This is a genomic window from Petrotoga sp. Shatin.DS.tank11.9.2.9.3 (assembly GCF_003665005.1).
Lineage (GTDB): Bacteria > Thermotogota > Thermotogae > Petrotogales > Petrotogaceae > Petrotoga > Petrotoga mobilis.
Map to the genome: position 1 here is coordinate 266966 of NZ_JGVT01000007.1, position 20045 is coordinate 287010.

19 protein-coding genes and 1 pseudogene are annotated in these 20045 nt (G+C 33.5%); 12 read left to right on the forward strand and 8 right to left on the reverse strand.

The window, feature by feature from the left end; all coding sequences use genetic code 11:
- Window positions 1-6: 6 nt before the first annotated feature.
- The 8 genes and pseudogenes from hisB to acpP all read right to left on the reverse strand — a co-directional run bounded on the left by hisB (window position 7) and on the right by acpP (window position 7479).
- Window positions 7-543, reverse strand: a complete 537-nt coding sequence (gene hisB, locus BZ25_RS09395) for an imidazoleglycerol-phosphate dehydratase HisB (protein ID WP_103065516.1) — start codon at window positions 541-543, stop codon at window positions 7-9.
- Window positions 540-1670, reverse strand: a pseudogene (gene hisD / locus BZ25_RS09400) (histidinol dehydrogenase); the annotation flags it as partial. The gene hisB and the pseudogene hisD, both read right to left, overlap by 4 nt.
- Window positions 1671-1720: 50 nt before the next feature.
- A complete protein-coding gene (hisG, locus tag BZ25_RS09405) occupies window positions 1721-2353 on the reverse strand; it encodes an ATP phosphoribosyltransferase (protein ID WP_121515023.1) in 633 nt (210 codons plus the stop codon).
- On the reverse strand, window positions 2350-3135 hold the full coding sequence (locus BZ25_RS09410; RefSeq protein WP_121515022.1) for an ATP phosphoribosyltransferase regulatory subunit: 786 nt from the start codon (window positions 3133-3135) through the stop codon (window positions 2350-2352). The genes hisG and BZ25_RS09410 overlap by 4 nt, the downstream gene beginning before the upstream one ends.
- 311 nt (window positions 3136-3446) lie before the next feature.
- Window positions 3447-4055, reverse strand: a complete 609-nt coding sequence (locus tag BZ25_RS09415; protein WP_012208838.1) for a transglycosylase SLT domain-containing protein — start codon at window positions 4053-4055, stop codon at window positions 3447-3449.
- A 37-nt stretch (window positions 4056-4092) separates the two neighbouring features.
- Window positions 4093-5538 (reverse strand): alpha-amylase family glycosyl hydrolase, encoded by a 1446-nt coding sequence (locus tag BZ25_RS09420; protein WP_103065512.1) that lies wholly within the window; start codon window positions 5536-5538, stop codon window positions 4093-4095.
- A 15-nt stretch (window positions 5539-5553) separates the two neighbouring features.
- Entirely contained in the window at window positions 5554-7137 is a 1584-nt protein-coding gene (locus BZ25_RS09425; protein ID WP_103065511.1) for a CTP synthase, read from the reverse strand.
- 84 nt (window positions 7138-7221) lie between these two features.
- Window positions 7222-7479 carry an acyl carrier protein gene (gene acpP, locus BZ25_RS09430; RefSeq protein WP_012208836.1) on the reverse strand — a complete coding sequence of 86 codons (258 nt, stop codon included), beginning with the start codon at window positions 7477-7479 and terminating at the stop codon, window positions 7222-7224.
- A 260-nt stretch (window positions 7480-7739) separates the two neighbouring features.
- Here acpP and BZ25_RS09435 point away from each other — a divergent pair, with 260 nt between their 5' ends.
- The 12 genes from BZ25_RS09435 to BZ25_RS09490 all read left to right on the forward strand — a co-directional run bounded on the left by BZ25_RS09435 (window position 7740) and on the right by BZ25_RS09490 (window position 20038).
- Window positions 7740-8303: a hypothetical protein gene (locus BZ25_RS09435; RefSeq protein WP_103065510.1), complete on the forward strand. Its 564-nt coding sequence runs from the start codon at window positions 7740-7742 to the stop codon at window positions 8301-8303.
- Window positions 8291-8971, forward strand: coding sequence for a 16S rRNA (cytidine(1402)-2'-O)-methyltransferase (gene rsmI, locus BZ25_RS09440; protein ID WP_103065509.1), 681 nt, complete (start codon window positions 8291-8293; stop codon window positions 8969-8971). Before BZ25_RS09435 ends, rsmI begins: the two co-directional genes overlap by 13 nt.
- Window positions 8943-10349: an exodeoxyribonuclease VII large subunit gene (gene xseA / locus BZ25_RS09445; protein WP_121515021.1), complete on the forward strand. Its 1407-nt coding sequence runs from the start codon at window positions 8943-8945 to the stop codon at window positions 10347-10349. Before rsmI ends, xseA begins: the two co-directional genes overlap by 29 nt.
- Before the next feature lie 95 nt (window positions 10350-10444).
- Complete coding sequence (locus tag BZ25_RS09450; RefSeq protein ID WP_103065507.1) at window positions 10445-10717, forward strand: hypothetical protein; 273 nt, start codon at window positions 10445-10447, stop codon at window positions 10715-10717.
- Between the two features lie 80 nt (window positions 10718-10797).
- Window positions 10798-11103, forward strand: coding sequence for an extracellular matrix/biofilm biosynthesis regulator RemA family protein (locus BZ25_RS09455; protein ID WP_233186707.1), 306 nt, complete (start codon window positions 10798-10800; stop codon window positions 11101-11103).
- A gap of 3 nt (window positions 11104-11106) precedes the next feature.
- Complete coding sequence (gene clpP, locus BZ25_RS09460) at window positions 11107-11724, forward strand: ATP-dependent Clp endopeptidase proteolytic subunit ClpP (RefSeq protein WP_103065505.1); 618 nt, start codon at window positions 11107-11109, stop codon at window positions 11722-11724.
- Window positions 11725-11888: 164 nt separating this feature from the next.
- The gene (gene mutS, locus BZ25_RS09465) at window positions 11889-14342 is read left to right on the forward strand and encodes a DNA mismatch repair protein MutS (protein ID WP_121515020.1); all 2454 of its coding nucleotides are present in this window, start codon (window positions 11889-11891) and stop codon (window positions 14340-14342) included.
- Window positions 14343-14396: 54 nt separating this feature from the next.
- Window positions 14397-14840, forward strand: a complete 444-nt coding sequence (locus BZ25_RS09470) for an Asp23/Gls24 family envelope stress response protein (protein WP_121515019.1) — start codon at window positions 14397-14399, stop codon at window positions 14838-14840.
- Window positions 14812-15267: a transcription antitermination factor NusB gene (gene nusB, locus BZ25_RS09475; protein ID WP_012208827.1), complete on the forward strand. Its 456-nt coding sequence runs from the start codon at window positions 14812-14814 to the stop codon at window positions 15265-15267. The genes BZ25_RS09470 and nusB overlap by 29 nt, the downstream gene beginning before the upstream one ends.
- Window positions 15268-15328: 61 nt before the next feature.
- On the forward strand, window positions 15329-17173 hold the full coding sequence (gene dxs, locus BZ25_RS09480; protein ID WP_121515018.1) for a 1-deoxy-D-xylulose-5-phosphate synthase: 1845 nt from the start codon (window positions 15329-15331) through the stop codon (window positions 17171-17173).
- A gap of 16 nt (window positions 17174-17189) precedes the next feature.
- Window positions 17190-17711, forward strand: coding sequence for a hypothetical protein (locus BZ25_RS09485; protein WP_121515017.1), 522 nt, complete (start codon window positions 17190-17192; stop codon window positions 17709-17711).
- On the forward strand, window positions 17705-20038 hold the full coding sequence (locus BZ25_RS09490) for an endonuclease MutS2 (protein WP_121515016.1): 2334 nt from the start codon (window positions 17705-17707) through the stop codon (window positions 20036-20038). Before BZ25_RS09485 ends, BZ25_RS09490 begins: the two co-directional genes overlap by 7 nt.
- Window positions 20039-20045: the final 7 nt, after the last annotated feature.

Here is a 20045-nt window from a genome sequence, read left to right on the forward strand (position 1 = left end):
CCACCTCTATACTTCGTAAACTCTATTTGTACTTTCGAGTTTGTCACTTGGTTCAAGGGCCGTTTTTAAAGCGCTACCCAATGCCTTGAAAGAAGCTTCAATTATATGATGAGCGTTTTCACCATTTATTTGCTTAATATGGATAGTTGATTGTAAATACCTTGATAACCCCAGAATTAATTCTTTGAAGTTACCTAATTCAAACCCTTTTTCAGCATCTTTTATGTCGATATCTATGTTTGTATAGGATCTTGAAATATCAATCGAAACGAGAATAAGGGCGTCGTCCATTGGTAGGATGGAGGTTCCAAACCTTTTTATCTTCTTGCCTTCCACTTCATTCTTTAAAAATTGGCCGATTGTTATACCCATATCTTCCCATAAATGGTGGTTAAGATCGAACTTTGCCTTGATAATTACATTCTTTCCCATGTAGTAGAATAGGGTTTTCAATAAATGGTTTAACACAGGATCCCCGGTATCAACAAATAATTCCTTAGAATAATTTATTTCTATGTCCGTTTCGTCAGTTTTTCTTCTCATTTCCTCACCTCCATAGACTTTTTGTGTTGGTACATACCCTCGATTTCCGCCATTCTTATACCTAAGTATCTCTCTTTTAACAACTCGTCTTTACTCACTTTTGCAACGGATATTTTTTTTGTAAAATCTGATAAGTTCAAAACGGAGGAGAAACGTGCCGCACCACCCGTTGGCAGTACGTGGTTAACTCCCAAGAAATAATCCGCTGCCGGTACAGGTGTGTAATCTCCCAAATAAATAGCCCCAGCATTTTGTATGAGTGGTAGTACAGATTCAGGATCTTTTGTCATTATCTCTAAGTGTTCAGGTGCTATTTCATTAGTTTTAGCAGCACAATCTTCTATACTTTTGAAAAGGTATCTATCTATCCCTTCTCTTTCGCAATATTCGTATAATTCTTTTGAAGTAGTGACCAAGAAAGCTCTAGATTCATAACCATGTTCAAGTTGGGAAAGTAAGTCGTTTAGAATGTATTCTGGTTTTGCTGTCTCATCGGCTATCACACAGATTTCTGATGGTCCTGCCAAACTGTCTATCCCAACTTCCCCAAACACCTGTCGTTTTGCTTCATTCACATATTGATTTCCGGGACCAAATATTTTATCTACCTTCTTCATGCCGATGCCGTATGTCATAGCGGCTATTGCTTGGATTCCACCAATTTTGTAAATTTCTTTTATTCCTAACTTTTTTGCTATATAGATAATGTAAGGGTTTACCACACCGTCTTTTGGAGAAGATGTGATTAACATTTCTTTTACACCTGCAATTTTTGCTGGAATGGCGACCATCAACAAACTTGAAGGTAGAGGTTTACCTCCAGGAACATAAATACCTATCCTGTTTATGGGTCTATTAATCAGTCCGTAGGTTGAGTTATATTCATTGGAATACAAGATATCTTCTGTTTTTTGTTTTAGATGGTAATCCTCTAACCTTTGAATCGTTCTTTCTATAATTTCTTTATCTTGCATTGGGATTACTTCGTCGATATCCCATTCTTCAACTTTTAATTCTAAATCACCATCATAATTATCGAATTGTTTTGAATACTTTTTTACTGCAAGCATTCCGTTGTTTTTTATGTCGTCTAATATCTGTGAAACATAGCTCTGCAATTCCATTGTTTTTCCCTCCTTCGATTTTTTGCACCGTCTTTATAGACTCTAGAATTTGCTCAGAGTTCTTTTGTTCCGTTTTTATATTTCTTTGCCTTATTTATTAAATCGTTTATAAAATCGAACTTTGTTTTTTGGGTTATCCTGTTTACCAAGAGTACTGCGGAGATATCCATTATCTTGTATGACTCTTTTAAATTGTTTGCTTTTATCGTGTTTCCCGTATCAACAATATCTACTATGGCATCCGCTATACCGGTTTTTGCTGCCAATTCTACCGCTCCATTTAACTTGAGTATCTTCACCTTTAAACCCTTTTCAGAAAAGAAATTTTTTGTAATTTCAGGGTATTTGGTCGCTATTTTGTATCCTTCCATATTTTGAAAAGATATTTCTCTGTTTTCTGGTAAGATGATACTCATTCTACATTTACCAAAAGGTAGTTCTAATGGAATATACACTTCATTGTTTCTTTCAAGGACAACATCACTTCCGCATATCCCAATGTCTACTCCATTTTCTACGTATACAGGAACATCAAAAGCTCTTGGAAAATAAAAGGCATAACCATTTTCATATGATATAAGTTCTCTCTTCGCAGGTTCTTTAACATTTATACCTATCTTTTTTAGAAAAGCCTTACTGTCTTCCAGCAATCTTCCTGATGGCAATGCGGCTGATATTGTTGTCATCTCATCATCTCCCCTATAATATCCAAATTTAAAGCCATTCCACACGAATATTTGCCGTTTATCTTGTATTGACCACCGTTGCCTAAAAGGTAACCATTATCCGGTGAATAAATTTCAAATACAACATCTTCATAGTAATTCATGTATTTCATTGTTCCAAGATCGATATATATTCTTGGGTCGTTAATGTTTTTAATTATTGTGTTTAATTTTGGAATGTTTGTTTCTTTTCCTCTGTAATTGAAAAGATTTGCTATGGAGATTTTTACTTCTTCGTCCAATGGAAGGTTTTCAATGATCTCAAAATTTCTCAACTCAACAGCCCTTAAAATTTTGTCTCTGTATTGTGGAACTGCTTTTAAAATTCTCTCCCAACTCCTTATTGAACTTACGTCTATAAAGAAATTTTTTATATCCAACAGTGAAAGAATTTCAATGGTTAAAAGGAGAATTTCTTCTTCGATTTTGACTTCTTCTCCATTTAATATTTCAAATCCAAACTGCCAAACACCGGATAAATTTTCATCTAAAACTTCCGATATGTAAAATACTTTTTCTTTTTCTTCTACTTTATCCATGTCGATCAGCCAGGAAGTTACATCAGGTTTCAAAAGATAAAAATTTTTTCCATCAGCGAATTTCAGACCCTTTATTAAATTTTCAGAATACCTTGTTATGGAGGGTGGAAACAGTTCATAAAAATCATGTTTAATTAGTACACTTCTGATTTTGTTAACTATATTTGATAATTTTTGAGATTCAGTAAAGATGTCTTTTTTCATTTTAAACCCCTTTCTTTTGTATTTTAAAAATAAAAAACCGGTCACGATTTCTCGTGACCGGTTATTACATTTAGCCTTGTATGCAGTGATTTACAAATGACAACATACATGGCATGTGTTAACTCGGCCACGCCATGTATGATGATGAATATTTAAATTAAACAATGTTTTTGGATTGATGTTCGTTTTAAAATTAGACATTATATTTACCCCGTTTATAACAAATAATCAAACCAACTAACAAAATTTTATCATATTTTTGCAACAATGTCAATCAAATAAATTGTTTGAACAAAAGTCAGATAGCTTTTTTAAATAATGGGATATTTAATGGCAATCTTATTTATGTTATAAACTACTTTATTTGCGTAATAATCATTTCCGCCGCCATTGTACCACCCTAGGGCTTTGTAAGGATCGCCGTGAGTTTCCATCAAATACTTCAAATAAGCTGTCCCGACAAGTATGTTGTACCTAGGATCTAATAAAAGTCTTTCTTCAATCCAATCCAAACTCGTTTCAGTATAATTCAAGCTTGCAAAAAGGTCATAATATTTGTTTACAACAAACTGCGCGGTTGATGGTCTAAGCTGCATGTAACCTACTTCTCCGTAACTGCCAATAATATTTTTGAAATTTGTTTCAGTGTCTATTATTGCCGCTATCATCAAAGGGGATATTTCAAAGATTTTTGAAGCTTCCATAATGGAGGAAACAAGTAATTGCAACCTATCTTGTGGCATATCTTTCCCGACTGCTAGTTTGTATTGTGATGAAATAAAATCGAATAAAACGGTTTTAATAGTTATATCTTCTTTGACATCCTCTTGATTGTTAACATTTACATAGGGGGATAAAGAGAACGCTGCCAACGAAAGCGTTAAGAGCATTATAATAGTAGTGTATCGTTTTTTGTGCATTTTTGTATCACCTCTCTAATGGACCCCCACAATCCCTTCAACTTTTTTTGATTAAATAAACACCGTAAGGTGAAAGTTCAACATAACCTTGTGCTGCTTTATTGTTTCCAATAGACAATAATTCTTCTCCATTTTCAAGCAAAACGGAGCATTTGGAAGATTTTAGGTTATAATAAGCTATAAATTCATTTAATTGACTATAACACCTTAATTTTACCATATTTTGGTCAAAATTCAAAATCTCGATCCGTGCATCGTCAATCCATGGGTTAGACTTTCTAAATCTAATCAAATTTTTTATGATATTTAAAATCGAATTTTTCTTGTTTATCTGCTCTTCAAAAGATTCCCCCGAATATGGAGGGTTGAATTTATACCCTTTCCATTCCGTTTGACCAGGTCCAAAACCATTTTCGTACCAATGAAATGGTTCTTGACTGTCTTCGGTAAAATTAACGTCAAGGGGTATGCCTTTCATTCCTGTTTCCTCGCCATAGTAGATAAAAGGAATCCCTGGAAGGGTATAAAGAATTGAAAAACCTAACTTTACTTTCTCCTCGTCTTTTAAGTCAGACAGAATCCTTGTCATATCGTGATTAGTTAAAAAATTACCTGACATAGATAGAACCTTACCATTTGGTAGATACTCTGTCATACATTTTTTCAATGTTTCTACTAGTTCCTGAGGTGATTCGTTCTTTAGCGTCATCTTTAAATCCTCTGCAAGAGGAAAATTAAAACTTATATCGAATATTCCTTCGTACTTTCTTACTATTTCCGGTGCATCCCAGACCTCACTTATAACTAAAGCATCGTTTTTTATGGATTTTATATAGCTAACCATCTCTTTCCAGAATTCGATATTTTTTTCATGTTGGTAATGGAATCTCATCTTTTCAATGTCAAAATCAAAAATGTGTTTTGCAGCGTCCAATCTAAAACCATCAAAACCATTGTCTAACCAGAATTTAAAGATCCTTTTTATCTCTTCCCACAATTCTTTGCTTTCAAAATTAAGGTCAGGAGAGGCAGGACCGAAGATGCCGTAAAAATATCTGTCACCTATCTTTTGCCAGATTTTACTTTCATCCCAATGCCTTTTTTCTTCTAAATCAGCTTTCTCGTTAGCCCAAATGAACCAATTTTTGTAGGGCTCTTCTCCCCTAAGTGCGCGTTGAAACCATTCTGATGTAACTGCAACGTGATTAATGGGAAGATCAAGGATAAATTTGATACCTTTTTTGTGGCCCTCGTTTAATGTCTCTCTTAAATCTTTTAAATCCCCATAAACAGGGTTAACCTCAAAAAAATTGGAGACTGTATAACCATGAAAGGCTGGAGATTTCATAATTGGTAAGAACCAGACATGATCAACTCCCAAATCACAAAGGTAATCCAGTTTTTGTTTTAATCCCTGTAAATCTCCCAGGCCGTCACCATTTGAATCATAAAAAGAACGTAAATATAATTCATAAAAAGTCATTTATTTTCCCCCTTTTCACTTATTTTGTTCTATTGCTTCAATAAATGCTTTGAAGATAGGATGCGGATCTCCAACTTTTGTTTTAAATTCCGGATGGTATTGAATGCCAATATAAAAAGGATGAGAATTCAATTCAATGGCTTCAACGAAATCTGTCATAGCTGAAATAGAAAGTTTATTAGGAACATTTTTTCCTTTTTCAAACATATTTTCGAACTCTTTGTAATTGACTTCATAACGGTGTCTGTGCCTTTCAAGGACAGAATTTTTTTCTCCATAAATCTTGTGAAGTTTCGTATTTGGAAATATTTCAATTTTTTGGGCGCCTAGTCTCATAGTACCACCCAAATTCAACATCTTTTTTTGTTCTTCCATCAAATCTATAACAGGATAAGGAGTATTTTCATCGAATTCTGTAGAATTAGCTTCTTTGTAGTCGAAAACATTTCTGGCATATTCAATGACCATTAGTTGCATACCCAGACAAATCCCTAAAAGAGGAACATTATTTTCACGAGCATATTTTATAGCCTTTATTTTTCCTTCTATTCCTCTTGATCCAAATCCACCTGGGATAATTATACCTTCGTATTTACTTAAAAGTATTCTAATTTCCTCTTCATTCATTTCTTCCAGTTCTTCGGAGTTGATTAGATCGGGCCTTTTAGTGCCACTTAAAAAAACACTTTCCATTATGCTCTTGTAGGCATCATCGGTACCTAAATACTTGCAAATCATAGCAATTTTTAGGTTTTTAAATGTTTTGGGACATTTCCAACTTAATTCTCCTACTTCTTTTGATATTTCCAGATTCAATTTACTTGAGATAAGCGCATGAATATTCTTTTCATACAGCATTTGAGGAACTTCATAAACATTGGCTAAATCAGGAAGGTTGACAACGTACTCTAAAGGGACGCCGCCAAACAGAGCTACTTTTTCAAGACTGGAAAGATCTATCTCTTTTTCCGTTCTTACCAAAAGCATATCTGGTTGGATTCCTATTCTTCTTAAAAGTTGAATAGATTGTTGGGTTGGCTTGGTTTTAAACTCGTTGGTTACATGTAAATAGGGAACAAAGGTTACATGTATAAACATAAAATTTTCTCGGCCTTTCTCAAAGGATAGCTCTCTTACTGCCTCTAAAAATATTTCACCTTCAATATCGCCAACGGTACCCCCTATTTCAATGAGCAAGACTTCTGTATCTATCTCTTCGATCCTTTCCTTTATCCTTTCGGTGACGTGAGGCACCATCTGAACGGTGGCTCCTAAATACTTTCCTTCCCTTTCTTTTTCTATAACGTATTTATACACTTGGCCAGCTGTCATATTGTTAAAACTTTTCATCTCTATTCCTAAAAATCTCTCGTAATGGCCCAAATCAAGGTCTGCTTCGTAACCATCTTCTGTCACAAAAACTTCTCCATGTTGATTGGGATTCATAGTTCCTGCATCTACGTTTAGATAGGGATCTATTTTCAAAGAATTGACTTTTAATCCCAGTTCTTTTAAAAGCCTTCCTATTGAAGCGGAAACGACTCCTTTTCCTATGCCACTGAGTACGCCGCCAGTTACTATAATATATTTTTCAGCCATTATTTTTCACCTCTTTTTTAAGAAAAAATTACCATATTTTAAAAAACAAGGGGGAGCGAAAGCTCCCCTCTTTTTGTGATTAATTCAATCCTCATCGTCGATGTTCAATTTTTCAGATAATAAATTAACCGCATTTTCAACGGTTTTGATTTTTTCTAACTCTTCATCTTCTATCGTTACTCCGAATTCAGACTCAAAAGCCATGGTCAAATCCACTAGCTCTAAAGAATCCGCGTCTAAATCATCGGTAAATGAGGCATCCAACGTAACTTCATCCTCGTCGACACTCAATGTATCTACGATTATTTCTTTTACTTTTTCGAACAACTCATCCTTTGTCATATTCGTTTACCTCCTTAGCCATAATTTATCATCTTCCGAACGTTGGTCATTGATAAAATTCGTGTCAATTATAATGAGTTATTTTGGTTTTGTCAAGTTTCTTATTTTCATAAAAGTAAAATATTTATGAAATTTCTCTTTTTTATAACCTAAAAATTCTTTTTCAAGGATATTTAACAAGATTTTGAGCGTTGTTCAAAGAAAATGGCGTTGATATGGTATAATTATATATATACAAGTTAAGTAAAGAGGAGATTGCATTGAAATATGAGAATGAGAGAAAGTATAGAATACCCGATAAATATACATTTAAAAAGTTAGTCACAAAGGCCTTTGATGAATGGCTTATACTTCAATGGTACGATAAAAATGGTTTGAGAACGCGGTTAGAGATAAAAAAGGGCGAAAAAGTGTGGACTACAAATCTTAAAAAAGAAATAAAAAAAGGACTTAGAGAAGAGGAAGAAGGGTTTATAAAAGAAGAAGATATTGATTTTGACAATTTAAAAAGTCAAAGGATGGTAATGAAAAAAAGATATCTTTTAAATAAAGACCCGGAAATAGTAGTAGATGAGTTGTTAAACCCTGATAATTGTATAAGGTATAAAAAAGAATTTTCGGAGATAATGTATCTTCTAGAAATAGAAGAAAAGGGAAAAAAGGTTGATTTAACTAGGTTCTTGATGGATTTTTTAGGCGACATTTTCTGGAAATTGGAAGACTTAACTTATTTAGATGGATACAACAATTCCGACTTTGCAGGAGAACATCAATGCGATTTAAACAAAATTATTGGATGTGAAAAATCAAAATGGGAAAATTAATTCTAGTTGGCACACCCATAGGTAATTTAGAAGATATTTCTTTAAGAGCCTTAAAAACCTTGAAAGAAGCTGACTTGATACTCACGGAGGATAAAAGGGTTACCTTGAAATTGATAAATCATTTTGAACTGGGCAAAAAGGAGTTATTCACTTTCAACGAGGCAAACTCAGAAAAGATTATGGACACAGTTCTATCTTTGATTGAAAGTCATAATATAACAGCCTTAGTATCAGATGCGGGTATGCCTGTTTTAGCAGATCCTGGCTTTAACTTAGTACAAAGATGTTGGGAAAAAGGTATTCCAATAGATGTGGTGCCAGGCCCTTCAGCCTTAACTTCTGCTTTAGCTGTGAGTGGATTCCCTGCTTCGAAGTTTTTGTTCTTAGGTTTTTTACCTCGGGATAAAAAATTGAGAAGACTTTTGAGAGAGATAAAAGAGTTCGAATATCCAATAGTTTTTTTTGAATCTCCAAATAGAATAAAAAAAACCTTGCAAGAGATTTTGGAAATTTTTGGAGAGATAGATGTACTCGTTGCTCGAGAAATGACGAAACTGTATCAAGAATTTTTTAAAGGGAAGATTTCTGAAGGGATAAAATTTTTTGAATCCAAAGATCAAGTGAAAGGAGAGCTTACCGTTGTTATTTTCCCAACAAGAAGAATTTAAATTTGAAAGTATACAAGGGTTGATAGAATATTTGAACAGTATATTCAGCAGTTCTCCTCTTTACAGACAAGAGATCGAGGTTATAGGTGATGTAACTCATGCAAAGTATAGCAAAAGAGGGGATCTCTACGTCGAACTTTCTCAAAGGGTGGGAAGTTCCAATTATTCAATAACAGTTGTTTTCAGCCAAACTGTTGTTCCATATGTTTTTGAACATTGCAGTATTGACAACGAAAGGGAACTCTTCAACAAAAGATGGAAGTTTCAAGGGGTTGTTAATTTTTGGAAAAGAGAAGCTAAGTATGTAGTATCAGGCTCATCAATAATACCTTTAGGTGCTTCTGAAATAGAAAAGAAGAAAAAAGAAATATTGGAAAAGCTGGAAAAGAGCAACCTTTTGAGGAAAGTGAAACATGAACTAATAGAACTTGATCCAATAAAAAAGATAGCCGTTATTACTTCACCAACCGCCGCAGGTTTTGGAGATTTTCAAAAAAACATTAATCATTCTAGGTTTATTCCTATTGTACACCTATACCCTGCCCCCATGCAGGGAGCAGAAACAGTGCCTGGAATCAAAAGAGCCTTGTTTGCCATTTTAAAGTCAAGCATCGATTACGATGTAGTTGTTATAATTAGAGGAGGCGGTTCAAAAAGCGATCTGATGTATTTTGATGATTTTGAACTTGGTTCTCTTATAGCAAAGTTTAATAGAAAGATCCCTGTTCTTACAGGAATAGGTCACGAGCAAGATTCTACAATCCCTGATTATGTTAGTTGGAAAAACTATTCAACACCTACAGAGGTATCAAGAGACATAGTCAACCAAATTAACTATTTCGCAGATACTCTAGAAACTTTAGAAAAAAATATAACCTATTCTTTTACCAATGTTTATTCCCAAATGGAGAACTTACTTTCTTTCAATACAATTAACAACATTAAATACTACCTCGGTAGAGAATTGATAAATATGTTCAGAGTTTTGGACGAAGATCAACTTAGCATTAATAGAAAGATTAATCAAATGATTGAAAGTAGTGAAAAATCAATCTCTTTAAACAAATTACTATATATTCAAAGATTCATAGAATATAGCATCAAAACTTACAATCAAAATATAATAAGTACAACGAATGAAATTATTTCTGAGTTGAAAAGTAAGTTCGAAGTATCAGAAAGGCTTTTATTTAGTACTTTTCAAGAGCTCACTAAGTCGAGTCCTTTTGCTGCTTTTTTAAATAACGGAGTTTTGGTAAAAAAAGGCGAAGATATCATTGATAGTGTTGAAAAATTACAAACAAAAGACGAGGTTAAATTAATATTTAAAGATGGAGAAGCTGAATCTAGCATCGAAAAGATTCAAAAATGGGGATAACTTTAGATGGGCGGGCTGCGGGGCGAAGGGGCGCTAAACATGGTTAAAGTTTCTAAAAGCAAGAAGAAATTCAATGAAAGAGGTGAATAAGAAGGATGGAAGAAATAATTAAACTCAGTGAGGAAGAAATTAAAAACTTGAGCTTCAAAGAACAATTAGAACTCTTAGAACGTATCAACGATTACTTTCAAAATGAAAAGCAAGACGAATTGGACATTGAAAATGCCCTTGAAATTTACAAAAAAGCGTTGGATATACTCACCTACGCAAGAGAAAAATTAGTCGGCTTAAAGGAAGAAAAAGCACAAATTGATGAAAAATACGAAAAGATAAAAAATCAATTGAGCGAGTCGGCTGATATCGATTAAGGATAATTTAATCAAAAAATAATATTTGTTGTGTATAATTAATTTAGCAAAAAGCATATGGAAGAGGAAGATTGATAGGAATGTTTATATCGGTTGGAAAAGGTGTTTTTGTGCCTACAGAGAGGATTCATTCTATAGTCCCAGATTCCTTTGTTCAGTTTAGTAAAATAAAAAAGATTTATCATGGAATAGATGTAGTTACTCAGTTTGGAGATGCAAACGAGTTAGAAAATTTGCCTCCACCTTTAACTGCTTCTGTCAGTTTAATTGATGCTTCATATGGCAAAGCAGTCAAATCGATTATTTACATGGATAGCGGTCAAATAGTGTTATCTACACTTGAAGCCAAAAAAATTATAGAAAAGATCAAGAAAGGAAGGCGATAAATTATGTCAATACCTATGCCGGTAGTTATAGAAACTGAAGGAAGATACGAAAGGGCTTATGATATCTATTCTAGATTGTTGAAAGATAGAATAGTTTTTTTAGGAACACCCATAAACGATGATGTGGCTAATGTAATAATTGCCCAATTACTCTTCCTAGAATCTCAGGATCCAGACAAAGATATATTTTTATACATAAACTCTCCAGGAGGTTCTGTAACCTCAGGATTAGGAATATACGATACGATGCAGTACGTAAAGCCAGATATTTCAACTATATGTATAGGTCAAGCTGCCTCTATGGGAGCGGTATTATTGGCTGCTGGTGCAAAAGGTAAAAGGTATTCTTTACCTTATTCAAGAATAATGATACATCAACCTTGGGGTGGCGCCGAAGGAACAGCGATCGATATACAAATACACGCTAGAGAAATTTTAAGATTAAAAGATGATCTAAACAACATACTTAGTAAACATACTGGACAATCTTTAGAAAAAATAGAAAAAGATACTGAGAGAGACTTTTTTATGAATGCACAAGAAGCTCTAAACTATGGTCTCATAGATAAAGTTATAACAACCAAGAGTGAAGCCACCACTAAAGAAAACAACGAAAAATAATGGAACACCGTTTTATTTATCACCAACCAAATTTTATTAACTTTTCAATCAAAAGAGGGCGCCTGAAATAATGCGTCCTTCTTTTGATTAAAGAGATGATATATTAGTAATAAACCAATTGTTAAAAGGTAACATGGCGTCAAAGAATGTGAGGAGGATCAATTATGAGTGACTTAACTCCGATGATAAAGCAATATCTAAAGATAAAGGAAGAATATAAAGACTCTATTTTACTTTTTAGACTCGGAGATTTTTATGAAACTTTTTTTGAAGATGCCAAAAAAGTCAGTGAAATATTGCAAATTGTCTTAACGAAAAGAAATGGTAATCCTATGGCAGGGATTCCATACCATGCCTTAAACAACTATTTAAAAAGGCTTTTAGATGCTGGGTATAAAGTAGCTATATGTGAACAGATGGAGGATCCTCAAAGTTCAAAAGGTATAGTCGATAGAAAAGTAACTAGAATACTGACGCCTGGTACCATCATAGACGAAGGAATGTTGGAAGAAAGTAACAGATTTGCCGCCTTGATTACCAAAAATGGGAATTTGTACAAAATAGCTATTTTTGATTTTTCAACCGGTGACTTCTATTTAGATTCATTTGACTTCAAAGAGGATGAACTATTGGACTTTATTTCCTCTTTTGGTTTGGTACAGATTTTGTTATCTAAAGAACTTGAACAACTATCAAAAAAGATAAAAAATTTAACCAACGAGATTTATGTAGAAATATTGGACGAATGGTACTTTTCAAACAATTTCAAAGACCATTTGAAAGAAACCTACGAAGTTTTAAGTCTTGATCATTTGGATTACGACGATGATGAATTAAAAGTAGCCGACGCCGTTTTAAAGTATTTAGAAGTCACACAATTTTCAAAAATCAAACACATGAAACTTCCAAAAAGATTTAAGACAAAAAAATACATGTTTTTAGATTCCAACACTATAGAAAATCTTGGTATTCTTCCCACCAATTCAAACAAGGGGAAAACTCTTTACGACATTCTAAAATTAACAAAAACCAGTATGGGGAATAGGAAATTGAGAGAATTCATCCTTACTCCTTTGACCGATAAAGAAAATATAGAAGAAAGGTTGAACAAAGTCGAACATTTAGTTGAAGATCCTCTTTTATTGGAAGAACTAAAAGAATATTTGGCATCTGTAAAAGATCTCGAAAGGATCTCTTCCAGGATTTCTTTGATGAAGGCAACCCCAAAAGACCTTATAGCCTTAAAGGATTCTTTGGAAGTGGTTCCCTATATAATTGAATCTTTAACTTCAAATCCAGGATTGTCTGATTTTTTTGATGGTGTAGATGTTCTTAAAGAAGCTAAAGAGTTTATCGAAAATACCATTATTGAAGAACCTGCTATTGCTCCTGGTAACGGGAAAGTAATTAAAGAAGGTGTTTCAGGAGAGTTAGATGAGTATAGGAACCTATTTAATAACTTAGATGGCGTTTTGAAAGATATTGAAAAGAGGGAGAAAGAAAAAACTAAGATTAGCAGTTTGAAAGTTGGAAGGAATAAGATCTATGGTTTCTATATAGAAGTTTCAAAAGCGCAGTCCTCCAAAGTTCCTGATGATTACGTTAGGAAACAAACGCTGGTTAATACGGAAAGGTACACTATAAAAGAATTAGAGGAAGTTGAACAACGCTTAGCATTATCAGAAGAGAAAATAAAGGTTATTGAAAAAGATATTTACGATAAGGTATTGACACATCTAAGCCAATACGTAGATAAAATAGAAAAACTATCCAATAAGATCGCTGAATTGGATGTGTTTAGGTCTTTTGCAGAGGTTAGTAGAGTTTACAATTACAAAAGGCCAACTTTTGTGCAAAACTCCAAAGAAATCAAAATAATCAACTCAAGACATCCAGTGGTGGAAAGATTTGTAGATGAATTTACTCCTAACGACTTATTTTTAAGCGAAGACAAATTTTATATAATTTTGACAGGTCCAAATATGAGTGGAAAATCAACTTTTATAAGACAAATAGGGCTTATAAGTGTGATGGCACAAATTGGTTGCTTTGTTCCCGCTGAAAAGGCTGAAATCCCTATTTATGATGGTATATTTACAAGAATTGGAGCAAGGGACGATATAGTCAGTGGAAAATCAACCTTTTTAGTCGAGATGTTAGAGGTTTCAACTATATTGAATAAAGCGACGGATAACAGTCTTGTCCTCCTTGATGAAGTGGGAAGAGGTACGAGTACGTTAGATGGTATTTCTGTTGCATGGGCAATCTCAGAATATTTATTTCAAGTTAAAAGATGCAATACAATCTTCGCTACCCATTATACTGAGTTGACTTATATGTCACATATATACGAAGAAGTTGCTGCAAAAAGGATAAAAGTTTTAGAAACTATGGATGGGGTTATATTTTTACACAAAATTGAAGATGGCACCAGTGACAACAGTTACGGTATAGAAATAGCAAGATTGGCAGGATTTCCCATAGAAATAATTGAAAGATCAAAAGAAATATTGTCTCAACTGTCAAATAGAGTTGACTTGGAAAGTAGGTTGAAGAGAATTAAAAATATTAACAAGAAAAAATATGAATCACAGGAAAATCAGTTAAAAATGTTTTAATTTATGATATAATTACAAAATAGGTAAAATATTAATCTTAAGGAGGGAAAAACAATGCCTTTGAACGAGGAAAATGATTTTGGAGAAATAAGCATTTCAGAAAATGTGTTAAAAGATTTAGTTTTCAAAAGTGTAGAAGGTTATCTGAAGGAACAAAAGGTGTATAACGAGAAAATTCAAAAAGATTTGCAAAAAAGTATAAAGATTACAATTAATGACGACGCCAGTGTTAGTATTTCGTTAAAAGTACCTGCTAAATACGGGCAAAACATCGTTGAATTTTCTAAAAATATTCAAAAAGTGATTAAAGACGATCTTGAAAAAATTGCGGAGGTTTATGTATCGAATATTGACGTATCCATCGAAAATCTTGTAAAACCAGAAGAGTTGGAAGAAGAATACGAAGAAATAGAAGAAACGGAAGAAGAAACTTTGGAAAATGAAGAATCCCCTGAAAGTGAAAAGGAGGATGACGAACAAAAGGACAAGAATGAATGAAAACATACCGAAAAAAAGGATGATGAGAAAGTTAATTTTTGAAAGTCTTTTCCAACTATCCATAAAGGATGTTAAATTAGACAACATATTATTCACTTTTGAAAAATTAAACGAACAGGCGCATCTAGAAGAAAGTTATTATTTGGAAGCTAAACAATACATTGAAGATATTTATAAAAATAAAAATGAGTATGATGCGTTGATCAACAAATACTCAGAGGGTTGGCGCGTAGAAAGAATAGGAAACATTGAAAAAACCGTAATGAGAATTTTTATCTACGAGCTAATAAACAAAAAAGATATACCCGTCAAAGTAATATTAAATGAATCAACGGAGTTAACCAAAACTTATGCGACTCAAAAAGCCGCAGCTTTTGTTAATGGAATTATGGATAAGATCGCACGTTCACAAGCATCGATTATGTAGAGCCATAAAATTGAAAGGGGGGAAGTATAGATTTTAAGTAACTAAAATCTATACGACATGTATGACCTCACAAAATACTCCTCTGTATAATGCACTTAAGAACATGAGTTACAAAGAATTAGAAGAAATAGCTCAAGAAATTCGAAAGTATATTTTTAACGTTGTATACAACAACAATGGTCATCTTGCTTCGAATTTGGGCGTTGTGGAATTAACAATTGCATTGTACAGGATATTTGACCCCATAGAAGACGTTATTATTTGGGATACCAGTCATCAATCTTACGTGCACAAACTTTTGACGGGCCGTTGGAAAGATTTCAAAACCATACGTGAAAAAGGTGGCATAAGTGGGTACACAAATATCTACGAATCACCAGCGGATAGATTCGGTGCTGGGCATGCAGGGACTTCCATAGCAGCTTCTTTGGGTTATGCACTATCTGATAAGATAAAAAACAGGAAAAGGAATATAGTTGCTGTTATTGGAGATGGAGCCTTAGGTTGTGGGATGGCTCTTGAATCGTTAAATCAGTTGAACTATCAAGATGTAAAAGTTAAAATAGTTCTAAACGATAACAACATGGCTATTTCAAAAAATGTAGGAACGATTTCCCAATTGTTGAATAATTTTAGAATAAAAAAAGAATATACCCAAGCAAAAGAAATTTTAAAGAGTTCTTTAGAAGATTCTTCTTTGGGTAAGGATGTAGAATCAGTTTTAAAGAAAGTCAGAAACGCTTTAAAATTCTCTATTTATGATACTCCAGCATCGCTGTTTGAAGAGTTAGGAATCAAGTATTATGGACCCGTCGATGGACATGATATCAAAAAAATGGAAGAGTTTTTAGAATTCATTAAAGCTTATGATGAGAAGTCTGTAATACTGCATGTTGTTACCACCAAAGGCAAAGGTTTCGAAGAAACCGAGAAATCTCCCACCAAATATCATGGCGTATCCAAAAAAGAACTGAACAAAGTCTCTTACAGTAAAATTGTTGGGCATACGTTATCTCATTTAAAAGATTATGAGTTTTTAGCTTTTACGGGAGCTATGTCCGATGGGACTGGGTTAAATGTCCTTCAAGAAATATGCCCTGACAAGGTCATCGATATGGGTATCACCGAACCAAGTATAGTCACTACGGCGTCTGCTCTGTCTTTAGGTGGGGTTTTGCCGGTTGTTGATATTTACTCTACTTTCATGCAAAGAGCGTTTGATTCACTTATTCATGATGTAGCCTTACAAAAGATCCCAGTTCTATTTTTGTTGGATAGGGCCGGTTTGGTTGGAGAAGATGGTCCAACTCATCATGGGGTTTTTGATATAGCATATACGAGGTTAATTCCAAATGTTGAAATCTGGACGCCGTTGAACGCCCAAGATTTAGCTAATATGATTTACACTTCTGTAATAAAGGGTTTGAAAAAGCCTCGGTTTATTAGATTTCCAAGAGATGGAGAAACGATAGAAATACAAAATATACTCGACAATCTTCAAATAGTAGATGGTGAGTGGAAGTATCTAAAAATGGCTGATTCTAGGATATACGCCCTTGCCGTTGGAACTATCTCTCAAAATGTTTATGATGCTCTTAAAGATTATGACGTTAATATAATCGGGGTACGAAGTGTCAAACCTTTAAATGAATACTTTTTGGAAATATTAGAACAAAGGGCTGAATATATTTTTGTTTATGAAGAGGGAAGTTTGAAAGGTGGTTTCAACGAAGAGATATTCAAACTGAGAAATAAGAAAATTTACTCATTTGGTGTGAAAGATGAGTTTGTTTCTCATGCAACAAGAGAAGAACAATTAGACGAATGCGGTCTTTCTATAAAAGCGATAAAGGAAAACTTTGAAAAAATTATCTCCAAGGTTAAAACTCAATCATCTTATGAATAAAAGGGAGAGTAAAAAAATGATAAAAAATAAACTTTTTTTAGTACTTTCCATATTCTTTATCATAACTACTGTCACGTATGCTTTTGAGTTATTACTAACCCCGTCATACTCCTACACACTTGATTCAACAGGTACTACAGACATTCAAAAGAGTTTAGATTACACAGGGGGAAGGATTTCTTTTTTAATTCCAACCGAAGATAGTGAAGAAATTTCTTATGGACCCTATGTGGGATTTTTCTACAATTACAATTTATTAGAGAGCTTGGAAAGTGTAGAAGATGTTGGAATTTCTCTCGGTTTGAATATGAAATATACTACCAATATAATTGGCAATTTAGATTTATTGGTAACCGCTTTCGGAGGCGTACACACGGAAGACTATTTTAAAACCTTTAAAACGGAAATACTTATTAATGGAGGTATCAGCTACAACAATTTATCTCTGTCTGTTGGTTACGAGACACGGTACTACGAAGAAGAAAGTCTAACCGTTAATTATCTACCAATCTCGTTGGGAGTGAGTTTTAAATTTTAGAAAAAACCTACAAGGATTTGGAAATCGAAAAAATATTAAATTTAATTTCAACCTATAGTCATACCGATTATGGGAAAGGTTATTTTTCAAAAAATGTAAAAATGTACAAAGATCTAACAGAATTAGACCGAGAAGTGAACATTTCTCGAGTTTTTTTTGATATGGCGATTAAAGGTACATTAAAAGATTTGTACGGTTTAAGTTATATCCCTTCGATAATTGAAAAGATCGGCAACAAAGAAAGTGTTGAAGGTAGAGAATTCAGAAAGATTGGAGAGTTTTTGCAAGACGGTTATGCCATCCACAAACATTACAACGGTATAAACGATCTACTCACTGATAAGATATCAGATTACAAACCTTTACTTGAGTTAAAAGATCAGATCTTTAAAGTTTTTACTCCTGAAGGAGAAATTAAAGATAACGCCTCAATCGAATTAAAAAGAATAAGAAACGGCATAGACACGGTAAAACGTCAATTAAATATAGAATTCAACAAGATAAAAAGTAAGTATATCAAATACCTTTCTTTAGATCAGCCTGTGGAAAGAAACGGGAGATTATGCATAGCGTTAAAGAGTGAAAGTAGAAATGTTATAAAAGGTATTACCGTTGGAAGATCCGATTCCGGTGCTACTTTGTTTGTAGAACCAGATACGATTATAGAACTGAACGAAAAGCTTACAGATTTATTCTCACAAGAGAAGAACGAAATCAATAGGATACTCTCAAATTTGACCTTTGAACTTCAAAAAAACAAATTTAAAATAGAAAAAAATATAGAAATAATAGAATATATAGATGCCAATATAGCGAAAGCCAGATATGCCAAAGATATGAATGCAGTATTCACTACACCCCATACTATTAAAAAGATTCTTCTCAAAGAACTAAAACATCCATTAATACCAAAAGAAAAAATAGTCCCCATAGATGTAGAACTCGATAAAAACGGGATGATAATAACGGGCCCCAACACAGGGGGTAAAACGGTTTCTTTGAAATCAATTGGATTAGCTTTTTTTATGGCTCATTCTGCTTTACCAGTCTTAGCTTTAAAGGCTGAAATCCCTTTTATAGAAGAAATTTACACGGATATAGGAGACCAACAAGATATATCTCAAAACCTAAGCACTTTTTCTGCCCATTTGTTGAATTTAAAAAATATACTTGAAAGTGTCAATGAAAAGTCGCTTGTTTTGATAGATGAATTAGGAACAGGAACCGATCCCATTGAAGGAGCTGCCTTAAGCAAAGCTATTTTGAAGTATCTGCTAATGAAAGGGCCCATAATATTTGCTACTTCACATCTGTCTGAGATCAAAACATTCTCTTTGGAAGAAGAAAAACTACTCGCCGCTTCTATGTATTTTGACATTGAAACACTTAAACCTACATACAAACTAATTGTAGGCGTACCCGGAGCATCCCATGCCATTGAAATAGCCGAAAGATTGGGCATTGACCCTAAAATTATAGAAGAAAGTAAAATAAATCTCAACGAAGAATTTTCACAAAGTGAAAAAATACTAAGTAGATTAACTTCTATCCACAATGAATACGAAGAAAGTTTAGAAAGGATCAAGAAAAAAGAAGAAGAAATCGATAAAACGAAAAAGGAGTACGAAGAAAAACTACAAAAACTAAAGAAAAAAGAGATAGAAAGTCTTGAACCCGAGTTGTATCAACTTAAAGAACAGATAAAAAATATGAGAAACCAAATTCAAACCGTATTAAAAGAAATTAAGCAAAAAAAAGATCAAATCGATTCACAAGAAATCAGCAAAAAACTAAAAGAATCTGAAAATATGGCTTCACAACTTGAAGAGATGAGAAAAGCGTTATCTCAAAATCAAAAAGGGCGAAAAATCGAAAAGTCTAAGATAAAAGTTGGAATGAAAGTAAAAGCATCCAATAATATTCAGGGGACAGTAAAAAGGATTACAAACTCCAAGATAACCGTTCAGATTGATGGTTCTCCGATAGAGATAACTTATAGTCCAACGGAGATTGAGCCTGTAATTAACTCAGATAAAGAAAAAAGTGAAGAAAAAAGGATTTACGTTAAAATAGATCAAAAGAAAAGTGTAAAATCCGAATTAGATATTAGAGGTTATACGGTAAATGAAGCTATACCCGAAATAGAAAAATTTATTTCGGATTTAATAAGTTCTGGAATAAAAGAGGGAAGGATAATACACGGAAAAGGAACTGGGAAACTAGCTATGGGGATTTGGGATTATTTAAGAAAATCATCTCTAATTAAAGATTTCAAAATCGCTCGAAGTGAAGAAGGGGGAACAGGGGCGACAGTAATAGAAGTTTAAATAATGG